Genomic DNA, 12,210 nt, shown 5'->3' with positions numbered 1-12,210 from the left:
ACCGAAGGAACCCGCGATGACCGAGCCATGCCCGGCACCGGCCGCGGTCCGGGTGACCACCCGGACGCGCCGGCTCCCCCAGCTGCCGATGCTGCCCGCCTACCGCGCGCTGGCCGCGCGCTTCGGCGCCGACAGCGTCTATCTGCTCGAATCGGCGGCGGGACCGATCCGCGAGTGCCGCTTCCAGTTCGTCGGCTTCGGCGCACTGCTGTCCGTGGCGGTCAGAGGCGGAGCCGTCCGCGTCGAGGGCATCCCCCCGCTGCGCGAGCCGCTGCTGGAGCGCATCCGGCCGCTGGTGGCCGAGGGCGCCGACGGCACCCTGCGGCTGCGGACCCTGGCCGGCCTGTGGCCGCTGCTGCGCACCGCCCAGGCGCTGTTCGACGCCCCCGGCTCGGCGACCCGCTTCCGGTTCGGCTTCCTCGGCTACTTCGGCTACGACACCGTGCGCTACGTCGAGGACCTGCCCCACCTCATCGAGCAGGGGCCCGACCTGCCGGACGTGGAACTCGTCCTGCACCAGGGCCTGGTGGTGCGGGACGTCGGCGAGGACCGGACCGAGCTGCTGCTGCACGAGTCCGACGCCTGGCCGGCGTTCGACCCGCGGGAGATCACCGCGCTGCTGGAGGACGCCGAGAGCGCCTGGCCCGAACCCGCCGCGGACGACGTCCCCGAGGCGCTCGTCAGCGACGACACCGACCCCGAGGCGTTTGGCCGCGACGTGGAACGCTGCCTGGAACACATCGCGGTCGGCGACATCTACCAGGTGCAGATCGGCCACGAACTGACCATCCGCTCCGGCGCCGACCCCGTTGACGTCTACCAGCGGCTGCGCCGGCGCAACGCCTCCCCGTACATGTATCTGGCGAGCGTCGGCGGCCAGTGCGTCATCGGCGCGAGCCCGGAGCTGTTCGTACGGATCGAGCAGGGCGCCGTCACCATGCGGCCGATCGCCGGGACGCTGCCGCGCACCGGCGACGACGAGGCGGGCGCCCGGCGGCTGCGCTCGGACCCCAAGGAGATCGCCGAGCACACCATGCTGGTGGACCTGTGCCGCAACGACATCGGACGGATCGCCGAGGCCGACTCCCTGGAGGTCCCCGACGAGTTCGCCGTCGAACGGTACTCCCACGTCCTGCACCTGGTCTCGACCGTGTCCGGACAGGCGGAGGCGGACAAGGACGTCTACGACGCGATCGCCGCCCTGTTCCCCGCCGGCACCATGACCGGCACGCCCAAGATCCGGGCCATGGAGATCATCGAGTCCCTCGAACGCAGCCGCCGCGGCCTGTACGCCGGTGCGCTCGGCGTGATCGACATCGGCGGATACACCAACCTCGCGCTGTGCATCCGCACCCTCTTCCACCAAGGCGGCGTCTACCGCACACGCGCCTCGGCGGGGATCGTCGCCGACTCCGAACCGGCGAACGAGTGGCGCGAGACGCTGGCCAAGATGAGTGCCGCCCACTGGGCGGTCACCGGAAAGGAGCTGCTGTGACGACACCCTCGCCCGCCGCCACGGCCGGGCATCACGGCCCACGACCGCGCATCCTGGTGGTCGACGCCTTCGACAGCTTCGTCGACATCCTGCGCCAGTACCTGATGTCCGCCGGGGCCGAGCCGCTGATGGTGCGCTCCAACGCCCTGCGGCTGACGGAGGTCGAACGGCGCCGCCCCGACGCGATCCTGCTCGGCCCGGGCCCCGGGCACCCGGACGACTCCGGGCACGTCGAGATCGTGCAGTCCTTCGCCGGCCGGCTGCCGCTGTTCGGTGTCTGCCTCGGCCACCAGGCCATCGGCCGCGCCTACGGGGCCCGGGTGGTACCGGCGCGGCGGCTGATGCACGGCAAGGCGAGCCACGTCGAGCACGACGGACGCGGGCTGTTCGCCGGGGTGCCGGACCGCTTCTCGGCCACCCGCTACCACTCGCTGATCGTGCCCGAGACGACCGTGCCGGCGACCCTGGAGGTCACCGCCCGCTCCGCCGAGGACGGTTATGTGATGGGACTGCGCCATCGCACGCTGCCCATCGAGTCCGTCCAGTTCCACCCGGAGAGCTTCCGCACCGAACACGGCATGCGCATGATCTCCAACTTCCTGCGTGGCGTACGGGAGTTCGCCGCCGAGCGGGGCCACGTCCTGGCGGCGTGAGGCCCACGGCCTCGAAGAGGGCACGGATCGAGATGCGCCGCCGTCCGCCCACATGATGGGCTCGCCGAGTCGGAGTCACGCACCCCGGAGGCGACGTGGAGTACTGGAACGGCACAGCGGAGACCATGCCCCGCGAGGAACTCGAACAGTGGCAGTGGCGCCGCCTTCAGCGCGCCCTGGACCACGCCCGGCGCAACTCCCCCTTCTGGGCCGAGCGGATCCCCGACGGCATCACCTCGATGGCCGCGTACACCGAGCGCATGCCCCTGCTGTACAAGGCGGACCTCCTCGCCTCCCAGCAGGCCGCGCCGCCGTACGGCACCTGGCCCTCGCTCGACCCGGTGCACGGGGTGCGCCACCACCAGACCAGCGGCACCAGCGGCAACCCCCCGGTGCGCACGTTCGACACCGAACGCGACTGGAAGTGGATCACCGACACGTTCTGCACGGCCCTGTACAGCAATGGTGTGCGCGCCCATCACAAGGCCCTGGTGTCCTTCGGATACGGCCTGTTCGCCGGCTTCTGGGGCATGCACTACGCCCTGGAGCGCATGGGCTGCACCGTCGTACCGGCCGGCAGCCTGGACTCGAAGACGGTGGTCCGGCTGCTGGTCGACTACCGGATCGAGGTCCTCGGCCTCACCCCCAGCTACGCCATGCGGCTGATCGAGACCGCGGACGAGATGGGCGTCGACCTCGCCCGGGACGCCAACGTGCAGGTGATGCTGGCGGGCGCGGAGCCGCGCTCCGACTTCACGACCCGCACCATCGAGCAGGCCTTCGGCGCCCGTGTCTTCAACGCCGCCGGGACGACCGAGTTCGGCGCGGTGTTCATGTTCGAGTGCCCCTCGCGCCGCGGCGCCTGCCACATCAACGAGCCGACCGTCATCGAGGAGGTGTTGCACCCCGAGACCCGGCAGCCGGTGGGCTACGGCGAGGAAGGCGTCCGCGTCACCACCGGCCTGTACCGCGAGGGCATGCAGCTCTTCCGCCACTGGACCGAGGACATCGTGGTCAAGCGGCCCTACAGCGACTGCGGTTGCGGCCGGACCTGGGACTTCCTCGACGGCGGCATCCTGCGGCGCGTCGACGACATGCGCAAGATCCGGGGCGTCTCGGTCACCCCGGTGATGATCGAGGACGTGCTGCGTTCCTTCACCGAGGTCAACGAGTTCCGCTCGTCCATCCGCACGGTGCGCGGACTCGACACCATCCATGTCCGGGCCGAGGCGGGCGAGATCACCGGCGAGGCGGCGGCGGACCTGTGCGCGCGCATCGCCGCGGAGTTCAAGCGCGAGATCGGCATCCGGCCCCAGGTGGAGCTCGCCCCGCAGGGCAGCCTGCCCCGAACCAAGTGGAAGGCGGCACGACTTCATGACGAACGACACCTCGCTCACGCCTGAGCAGCGGGACCGTCTGCTGGAGAGCTACCGCGCCCTGACGGACCTCGCCGGCACCTGCCGGGTGCCGGCCGTCCAGGCCGCCCTGCGCGGCGCCCTCGCCGAACTCCGCGTCGCCCTCGACGGCCAGGCCGTGGACCTGGACGACTACTACCGCCCCGCGCCGCCCGAGCGGCACGGGACAGCACCGAGTGCCGCGGGCCTCGCGGCCTGAGCCACCGGCACACACAGGAGGGGGCGGACCGGCCGGTCCGCCCCCTCCTGTGTGTGCCGGTGGCTACTTCGTCGTGCCCTTCACCGCGTTCTCCAGCTGGGCTCCGGTGTAGGCCTCCGCGTCGCGGAAGTACTCCACGCGCAGGCTCTGGGGGTTGCGTACGCCGTTGTCGACGCGGTCCTTCTCGTAGGCGTCGAGGAGTTCCTGCGCCTCCGTGGTGGCCTCGGCGAAACGCTCGGCGGGCTCCGCGCCCCGCTGGAGCACGTCGTCCATGGCCCGGGTCATGACGTCCTGGGCGCCGGCGAAGTCGCCGAACAGGGCGCCGCGGCACGGCGGCACGCCCTCGCCCTGGCCCTCGGCGTAGGAGCCGAGCTGTCCGCTGGCCAGACGGTGGTACGGGTTGGCCTCGAACCAGCCCTCGTCCTCCAGGAGCTGGTAGGAGGAGCGGGTGACCGGCACGAAGCTGGAGGCGATGTGCCGGTCGGCGGCGTTGCGCGGGTTGTTCAGGAACTGCATGAAGGCCAGCGCGCCGTCCTGGGTGACCTCGTCCAGGCCGTCGGCCAGCCACAGCGACGTGCCCGCGATGATATTGCCGCCGTACGCCTCGCCGTCGCGGCCCGGGAAGCGGCCGACACTCATCTCGAAGCCGGCGTTCTCGGCGGCCATCGCCATGTAGTTGAGGTCGTTGGACGAGGTGATGCGCAGCGCCACGTCCTGGTCGGCGAACGCCTTGATGTTGCCCTCCCAGTCCGGGATCTTCCCGGTGTAGAGGTAGTGGCCCCGGCGGTGCAGCTCCCGCCACCACTCGGCCCAGGTGAGCATCTCCTTCGACGACAGGTCCAGGCGGCTCGCCCGGCCCGCGCGGCCGTTGGCGTTGTCGGCCAGCTCACCGCCCTGCACGGCGAGCGCCTGCTGGAAGAACAGCCCGTGGTTGGACCAGGTGACACCGTGCGAGGGACCGCCCTGAAGGGCCGCCACCGCCTCGCACGCCGCCTCTATTGCGCCCCACGTCGTGGGCAGCGAGCCGATGCCCGCCTTGTCCAGGACCGACTGGTTGCCGTAGATCAGCATGGCGGTGACGACGGCGGGCATCGAGGTGAGGTCCCCGTCGACCGAGTAGTACTCGCGCACGGCCGGGACGAGGTCGTCGATGACCACCGGTTCGCCGAGGATCTCGCTGCGGCCCGCGATCGCCTTCTGCACCGAGGTGAACAGCGGCCTGCCGTCGTGGGCGCGCGAGTCGCGGGCCGCCTGGGTGACCGCGAAGTAGTACTCCGCGACGGCCGGGGGACGGCCGGCCTCGGCGGCCTCGGCGATCTGCTGCGACAGCAGCCGGAAGTCGCGGCCCTCGATGTTGATCCGGTACTCGGGGTGCGCCTTCTCGAACTCCGCTCCGAGCCGGTGGAGCCGGTCCATGTAGCCGGGGAACGTCAGGTCGGCCACCCAGACGTCGATCACGGTCCTGGCGGTCATGCGATGCCTCGTTTCTCTTGGTCTGTCTTGTCGAACCGGGTCGGGGCGTTCGTGCCGCGCCGTCAGGCCGTCACGGCCACGGGGCGCAGGCTGCGGGCGAAGGCGCGGATGTCACCGGTGAGGGCGGCGGGCTGCTCCAGCGCGGCGAAGTGGCCGCCCTGCTCGAACTCCGTCCAGTGCGTGATGGTGGGGATGTCCCGGTCGGCGAGGCTGCGGACGGGCACGAAGATGTCGTCCGGGAAGACGGCGACACCCACCGGCACGGTCAGCGGCGGCGGTACGGACCCGGCCGCCGCGGCGCGCACACCGGCAGCACCCTCGTAGTAGAACTGCGCGGACGAACCCGCGGTGGCCGTCAGCCAGTAGATCGTCACGTTCGTCAGCAGCCGGTCGCGGTCGACGGCGTCCTCGGGCAGGGCCGTGGCACCCGTCCAGTCCAGGAACTTCTCGACGATCCAGGCCAGTTGGCCGACCGGCGAGTCGGTGAGCGCGTACGCCAGCGTCTGCGGGCGGGTCTGCTGGAGCTTCATGTAGCCGGACAGCTCCGCGTCGAAGCGGGCCAGCTTGCCCAGCCGCGCCTGGTCGCGTTCGTCGAGAGCGGCCAGCTCGGCGGGGTCGCCGGAGGGGAAGGTCATCAGCATGTTCACGTGCACGCCGGCGACGTGCTCGGGATCGATGCGGCCGAGCTCCAGGGAGATCACCGCTCCGGCGTCGCCGCCCTGCGCGACATAACGGTCGTAGCCCAGACGCGCCATCAGCTCGGCCCAGGCGCGGGCGATGCGCGCGGTGTCCCACCCGGTCTCGGTCAGCGAGGAGAACCCGTATCCGGGAATCGACGGGATCACCAGGTGGAAGGCGTCCGCCGGGTCGCCGCCGTGCGCACGCGGGTCGGTCAGCGGACCGATCACGTCGAGGAACTCGGCGACGGAGCCCGGCCAGCCGTGCGTGAGCAGCAGCGGCGTGGCGTCCGGCTCGGGGGAGCGCACGTGCAGGAAGTGCACACGGGCGCCGTCGATCTCCTCGGTGAACTGCGGGTGCGCGTTCAGCTGGGCCTCGGCGGCCCGCCAGTCGAACGAGGTGCGCCAGTACTCGGCGAGGTCCTTGAGGTAACCCAGCGGCACTCCGCGGTCCCAGCCCACGCCGGGCAGCTCGTCCGGCCAGCGCGTCGCGTCCAGGCGGCGGTGCAGGTCGTCGAGCTGGGCCTGCGGGATGTCGATGCGGAAGGGATGCATGAGCGCTCCGTCAGTGGCTGACCGTCAGGCGGTCGTCGGTCGAGGGGGACACGGGCGCGCTCGCACAGGGCGGGGATCGGCTCCCGGACCACCCGGGGCGCCCAGCCGTATCGTCCGCCGCCCCGGGAGCCGCCCGCATCTTGCGGATTGCTGCACCCGCCCGCCCGCAGCGGCCCGGGGCACAGGAGCGCAGCCAGGAAGATGCAGCGCTGCTGCGGCCGCTGGCAGCGTGGCGCATCGCGCGCGGCGCCGGCGCCTGCCGCACCGACCCAGGAAGGACACACCAGATGACCGTTTCCCCCGCCCCCGCCGCCGTCGGCCTCGCCGAGGCGTTCGTACGCACCGCGCCGGACGACGTGCCCGCGGCCTTCCGCGCGCTGGTGGACGCCCTGTGGGACGACGGCGTGGCGCGCGCGGACGCCCTCGCCGCGGTGCCCTCGCTCGTCGCCGCCCTGGAGCGTGCCGGTACCGACCGCAAGGGTCACCTGGCCGTCCTGCTGGGCCTGCTCGCCGAGACCGACTACCCGGACCTGGACGGCGAGCTCACCCGCGCCGTACGCGCCCACCTGGACCTCTACCTCGACCTGCTGGGCACCGAGGGCATCGGCACACCGCTCACCCTCGCCCTGCTCTATCTGCTCTCCCACTTCCCCGGCGATCGCGAGCGCGTCCTCGCCGTGGCCTCCGCGCTCGGCCTGGAGGCCGAGGACCTCTCCCGCCTGGACCGATCGCTGAGCACGCTCGATGTGTCCCGGCCGGACCTCGGCCGGGTGTGGCCGTCCCCCTCGGCGTGGACCCTCAACGCGGACGAGCGCGCCTTCGACCAGAGCTGGATCAAGGAACTGACGCCACAGCAGCTGGCGGCGAACTGGGAGAACGACACCCGTACCGTCCTCGGCTGCACCGGCGCCCGCGCCTACTGGGCGGTGTGCCACGGCGAGCCGCGCAACCTGCCCGAGGCCCCCCTGCCCGAGAGCCGCGACGTCAGCGCCCCCGTCGCCGACGCGGCCCTGTTCGCCCGGCACCTCGGCGCCCTGCGCTGCCCCGCCTGCCGGGGCTCTTTGGCCTCCCACGACGGTGTCGCCCGCTGCGCCGACTGCGCGGCCCGCTACCCCGTGGCCGGCGGCATCCTCGACCTGACCGCGCCCGCCACGGAGCAACAGGGCGACGCCTCCGCCGACTTCTTGGAGAAGCTGTCCCGGGTGCCCAGCATGGGCCTGTTCTACGAGGCCGTCGCCCGCCCCGCCTTCCTGCGGGTCTCCGGCTCCAACTGGGGCGGCGCCGTCACCCCGCAGGACGAGGACCGCTACATCGCCGACCATGTGCGTCCCGTCGACGGGCCCGTCCTCGACCTGGGCGCCGGCGCCGGCCGGTGGACCGCCGTCATCGCCGAGACCGTCGGCGCCGAGCGGCTCATCGCCCTCGACAGCGCGCTGCCCATGCTCAACGTGCTGCGCGGGCGGCTGCCCGAGGTGCCGTCCGTGCTGGCCTCCGCCGCCGAACTCCCCTTCGACGACGCCTCCTTGGGCGCGGTCGTGTGCTGGAACGCTCTCCAGGCCTTCTACGCCGACGCCGGTGCGGCGATCGCCGAGGTGAGCAGGGTGCTGCGGCCGGGCGGCACCTTCACCCTGATGACCTTCCGCCGCTCCGACGACCCGGTCTACGGCTACTTCCAGTCCGCCCACCGCTTCCCCCAGCACCAGGGCGGCCTCCAGCTGTTCGACCTCGACCGGCTGAGGCGCTGGCTGGCCGACGCCGGCCTCACGGTGCGCGAGGAGAGCGGCCCGGGAACCTTCGTGTTCATCACGGCCGTACGCGAGCACTGACGCACGGCGAGCCCGACGCAGCACAGACGCAGCATCGACGCACAGAAGGAAGACCGCTGTCATGAATCAGCAGCACGACGTCCTGCGGACGGTCCTCGCGGCACCCGGCACGGCGGAGTACGACGAGGCCACGGCCGTCTTCAACCTTGCCGCACCGGCGCGGCCCGACACCGCCGTGACCGCCCGCAGCGTGGCCGAGGTCCGCGCCGCCGTGCGTGCGGCCGCCGACCGGGACCTGCCCGTCCGCGTGCACACCACCGGTCACGCCTCCGGCGCCCGGCCCGCCGTCGACGGCGGCCTGCTCGTCCGCACCCGGCTGGCGGGCGGTGTCGTCGTCGACGCGGAACGCCGGATCGCCCGGGTACCGGCCGGCACGACATGGGGCGAGGTCGTCGCGGCGGCCGCGCCCCACGGCCTGACCGCCCCGCACGGCTCGGCGGCCCACGTCGGCGTGGTCGGCTATCTGCTCGGCGGAGGCGTCAGCTTCTACGGCCGCCACACCGGACTGGCCGCCAACAGCGTGCGTGCGGTCGAACTCGTCACCGCCGACGGGGCGTCGGTCCGCGCGGACGCCGAGAACGACCCCGAGCTGCTGTGGGCCCTGCGCGGCGGGGGAGGCGGCTTCGGCGTCGTCACCGCCGTCGAGTTCGAGCTGTTCCCGGTGGCGAAGGTGGTCACCGGAGGCACCTACTGGTCCTCGGCCCACGCCCGTTCGCTGCTCACCGCCTGGCGCGACTGGGCCGCGCAGGCGCCCCGCCGGGCGACCACCTCGCTGCGCGTGATGAACCTGCCGCCGGTCCCCGGTGTCCCGCCCGAGCTGGCGGCCGGCCCGGTGATCTGCGTCGACGGCGCGGTGTTCGCCGCATCCCCGGACGACGTGGCCGACGCCCGGCGCCAGGCCGAGGACCTGCTCGCTCCGCTGCGGGGCATCGCCGAACCGCTCATGGACACCTGGGCGCTCACCGACGCCGCCGGTGTCCTCGACGCCCACATGGACCCGGCGGATCCGGTCCCGTTCATCGGCGACCACCTGCTTCTGGCGGAACTCGGCGACGACACGGTGGAGGCGTTCCTGAGCGTGCTCGGCGAGGGCTCCGGCTCACCGCTCGTCGTGGCGACGCTGCGTCAGCTCGGCGGTGCGTTCGCCGACGCCGACCCCCGCGGCGGCGTACTGAACCAGGTGGACGCGGCCTACGCGTACATGGGTTCGGGCCCGCCGTTCGGGCCCGTCACCCCGGCGGACCTGGAGGCGCACTGCGCCACCGTCCGGGCCGCGCTGGAGCCCTGGAACACGGGCCGCACGGTGCCGTCCCTGGTCGAAGGCGCGGACCGGCCGCAGTGCCATCTCGACCCGGAGGCCGTGGCCGCCGTGGACCGGGTACGGGCCCGGATCGACCCGCACCGGCGCTTCGCCGGTGACATCGCGCCCGGGGCGAGCGCGGCCGGCTGACACCCCGCCAAGGACCGACGGCGCGGGCCCCCGTGGGCCCGCGCCGTCGTGCTGTCCCGGCCCGGGACGCCGAACACGCCCGAGCCCCCGACAGGCCGGCGGGCGGCCGGCATGCCAGGGGCTTCGGAGGGGGATGCGGGAGCGGGGAGCGGACTACTTGAAGCTGATCACCTGGCCGCCGCCCTCACCCGCGTTGCTGCCCAGGCCGACCTGGGACTGCGTGGTCTTGGCGTCGACCGTGCCCCAGACCTGGCCGTCGGCCGTCACCACGGCCTGGAAGGAGCTGTGCACCACCAGCGTGGTGTTCACCTTGCCCTGGGCGTCCGAGACGACGTCCTTGGCAGTGGTCGCGTCACAGCCGTACTTGGTCGGCTCCACGAACGCGCACTGACCGACGTGGAAGACCGTGTTCGGGGTCAGTCCGGACGCGGTGAGGGTGACCTGCTGCCCGTCCGCGAGACCCGTCGCCGGCGAGACCGAGACGACCGGTGAGGCGGCCATGGCGGCGGGCTGGACGGCGACGGCCAGACCGGCGGCGATGGCGGCGGCGGCGCCGAGACGGGTGACGAGGCCGAGCTTGTTCTTGACGGTCATGTTCTTGACTCCATGTCATGTGTGAGGGGAAGCAGAAGGACGGGGGATCGGGGCTTTTCTCGGGGCCGCATCCCGGTGTCCGCCAATGACGTTAGGGGCCGGTGATCACCCCGGGCATCTTCCAGGTTGCTTCATGCAACCCACTCGGTTCCCGGCACAGAACGGCATTCTGCGAGATGCGGCCCACCCGCCCGGAGCGAGACGCTCAGGGGCGGCCTCGCGTGTCCCAGGGCAGCGACGCCAACGCCCCCACCACACTCGACGACGGGAAGAACAGGCACATGACTGCAGGCGGTGCTCCCAAGGCCGGGCGGAAGGAGTGGATCGGGCTGGGAATCCTCGCCCTGCCCACCCTGCTCGTGGCCCTCGACGTTTTCGTACTGCTCCTCGCCCTGCCGCATCTGAGTGCGGACCTCGGCGCGAACAGCAACCAGCAGCTGTGGATCATGGACATCTACGGCTTCATGGTGGCCGGTTTCCTGGTGCCCATGGGCACCCTCGGCGACCGCATCGGCCGCCGCAAGCTGCTCCTGATGGGCGGCGCGGCCTTCGGCGCCGCCTCCCTGCTCGCCGCGTTCGCCACCAGCCCCGGCATGCTGATCGCCGCCCGGGTGCTGCTGGGCATCGCCGGCGCCGCGATCAGCCCGTCCACGCTGGCGCTGATCTCCACCATGTTCAAGGACGAGAAGCAGCGGGCCACCGCCATCGGCCTGTGGGCCAGCTGCTTCACCCTCGGCGCCATCATCGGCCCCATGCTGGGCGGCGTCATGCTGGAGCACTTCTGGTGGGGCTCGCTCTTCCTCATGGGCGTGCCGGTGATGGTCCTGCTGCTGATCACCGGACCGAAGGTGCTGCCCGAGTCCGCCAACCCGGAGGCCGGCGGCATCGACCTGCCGAGCGTCGCCCTCAACCTGGGCACCACCATCCCGGTCATCTACGGCATCAAGGACCTGGCCCGCAACGGCTGGCACCCGCTGCCCGTCGCCGCCATCGTCCTCGGCGTCGTCCTCGGCACGCTCTTCGTCCGCCGCCAGCGCACGCTGACCTCCCCGCTGCTCGACGTGACCCTCTTCCGCCACGGCCGCTTCAACGCCTCGCTGCTCGGCCTGCTCGCCTACAGCCTCATCGGCGGCACGGTCATGCTCCTGATGACCCAGTACTTCCAGGCCGCCCAGCGCATGAGCCCGATCGACTCCGGTCTCGGCCTGCTGCCGGGCATGGCGGCGGCGACCGTCTCCTTCATGGTCTGCCCGATCATCGCCCGCAAGGTGCGCCCCGCCTACGTCATCGGCGCGGGCCTGGTCGGCGTGGTCACCGTCCTGCTGGTCTTCTCCCAGCTGAGCGCCGACTCGGGTACGACCACCCTCGTCGTCGGCTTCGCGGTGTTCTCCTTCTGCGGCGCCCCGCTGGTCGCCCTCGGCACCAACATGGTCGTCGGCACCGTCCCGCCGGAGAAGGCCGGTTCGGCCGGCGCGCTCTCCCAGATCAGCAACGAGTTCGGTGCCGCCCTCGGCGTCGCGACGCTGGGCACCCTGGGCCTCGCCGTCTACCGCGACCAGATCCACTCCACCGTCCCGGCAGGTGTTCCCGCCGGTGCGGCCGACGCCGCACGCGACAGCGTCTCCGGTGCCGCGGCCGCCTCGCACAGCCTGCCCGGGCAGGTGGCCGACGCGCTCATGGAGCCGGTCCGCGCCGCCTTCACCGACGGCATCCACACCGTCGCGGCCGTCGCCGCCGGACTGATCGCCGTAGCGGGCGTGTTCTTCGTGGCGCTGATGCGCCACATCCCGCCGATCGGCCAGGAGCAGGCCGCCCCGGCCGAGGCAGAGGCCGAGTCGACGGAGGAGAAGATCCTCGCCGCCTGACGGCCCCC

At 72.4% G+C, this 12,210-nt stretch carries 10 protein-coding genes; 7 read left to right on the top strand and 3 right to left on the bottom strand.

Annotation, left to right across the window (positions count from 1 at the left end; genetic code table 11):
• The first annotated feature begins 16 nt into the window (after nucleotides 1-16).
• The 4 genes from ACZ4EG_RS38345 to ACZ4EG_RS38330 all read left to right on the top strand — a co-directional run bounded on the left by ACZ4EG_RS38345 (nucleotide 17) and on the right by ACZ4EG_RS38330 (nucleotide 3,762).
• A complete protein-coding gene (locus ACZ4EG_RS38345) occupies nucleotides 17-1,495 on the top strand; it encodes an anthranilate synthase component I family protein (protein ID WP_467793896.1) in 1,479 nt (492 codons plus the stop codon).
• A complete protein-coding gene (locus ACZ4EG_RS38340) occupies nucleotides 1,492-2,148 on the top strand; it encodes an anthranilate synthase component II (RefSeq protein ID WP_453562119.1) in 657 nt (218 codons plus the stop codon). Before ACZ4EG_RS38345 ends, ACZ4EG_RS38340 begins: the two co-directional genes overlap by 4 nt.
• Nucleotides 2,149-2,243: 95 nt before the next feature.
• Entirely contained in the window at nucleotides 2,244-3,551 is a 1,308-nt protein-coding gene (locus tag ACZ4EG_RS38335; protein ID WP_467793895.1) for a phenylacetate--CoA ligase family protein, read from the top strand.
• The gene (locus tag ACZ4EG_RS38330) at nucleotides 3,523-3,762 is read left to right on the top strand and encodes a DUF6052 family protein (protein WP_390708497.1); all 240 of its coding nucleotides are present in this window, start codon (nucleotides 3,523-3,525) and stop codon (nucleotides 3,760-3,762) included. Before ACZ4EG_RS38335 ends, ACZ4EG_RS38330 begins: the two co-directional genes overlap by 29 nt.
• A 63-nt stretch (nucleotides 3,763-3,825) precedes the next feature.
• Here the strand turns inward: ACZ4EG_RS38330 and ACZ4EG_RS38325 are convergent, their stop codons facing one another.
• Nucleotides 3,826-5,235 carry an extracellular solute-binding protein gene (locus ACZ4EG_RS38325; RefSeq protein ID WP_467793894.1) on the bottom strand — a complete coding sequence of 470 codons (1,410 nt, stop codon included), beginning with the start codon at nucleotides 5,233-5,235 and terminating at the stop codon, nucleotides 3,826-3,828.
• 62 nt (nucleotides 5,236-5,297) lie between these two features.
• Nucleotides 5,298-6,467, bottom strand: coding sequence for an epoxide hydrolase family protein (locus ACZ4EG_RS38320; RefSeq protein ID WP_453560582.1), 1,170 nt, complete (start codon nucleotides 6,465-6,467; stop codon nucleotides 5,298-5,300).
• Nucleotides 6,468-6,754: 287 nt separating this feature from the next.
• Between ACZ4EG_RS38320 and ACZ4EG_RS38315 the strand changes: the two genes are divergently transcribed.
• Together ACZ4EG_RS38315 and ACZ4EG_RS38310 are read left to right on the top strand one after the other, a co-directional pair.
• Nucleotides 6,755-8,293 (top strand): methyltransferase domain-containing protein, encoded by a 1,539-nt coding sequence (locus ACZ4EG_RS38315; protein WP_467793893.1) that lies wholly within the window; start codon nucleotides 6,755-6,757, stop codon nucleotides 8,291-8,293.
• Nucleotides 8,294-8,354: 61 nt separating this feature from the next.
• Nucleotides 8,355-9,743 (top strand): FAD-binding oxidoreductase, encoded by a 1,389-nt coding sequence (locus ACZ4EG_RS38310; RefSeq protein WP_467793892.1) that lies wholly within the window; start codon nucleotides 8,355-8,357, stop codon nucleotides 9,741-9,743.
• A 153-nt stretch (nucleotides 9,744-9,896) separates the two neighbouring features.
• Here the strand turns inward: ACZ4EG_RS38310 and ACZ4EG_RS38305 are convergent, their stop codons facing one another.
• Nucleotides 9,897-10,337, bottom strand: coding sequence for an enediyne antibiotic chromoprotein (locus ACZ4EG_RS38305; RefSeq protein ID WP_453560574.1), 441 nt, complete (start codon nucleotides 10,335-10,337; stop codon nucleotides 9,897-9,899).
• Nucleotides 10,338-10,618: 281 nt separating this feature from the next.
• On the opposite strand from ACZ4EG_RS38305, the gene ACZ4EG_RS38300 reads away from it, so the two are divergent.
• Nucleotides 10,619-12,202 carry an MFS transporter gene (locus ACZ4EG_RS38300; protein WP_467793970.1) on the top strand — a complete coding sequence of 528 codons (1,584 nt, stop codon included), beginning with the start codon at nucleotides 10,619-10,621 and terminating at the stop codon, nucleotides 12,200-12,202.
• Nucleotides 12,203-12,210: the final 8 nt, after the last annotated feature.

This window comes from Streptomyces sp. NPDC025638 (genome assembly GCF_055558775.1).
This window is presented reverse-complemented; position numbering and strand designations above follow the sequence as displayed.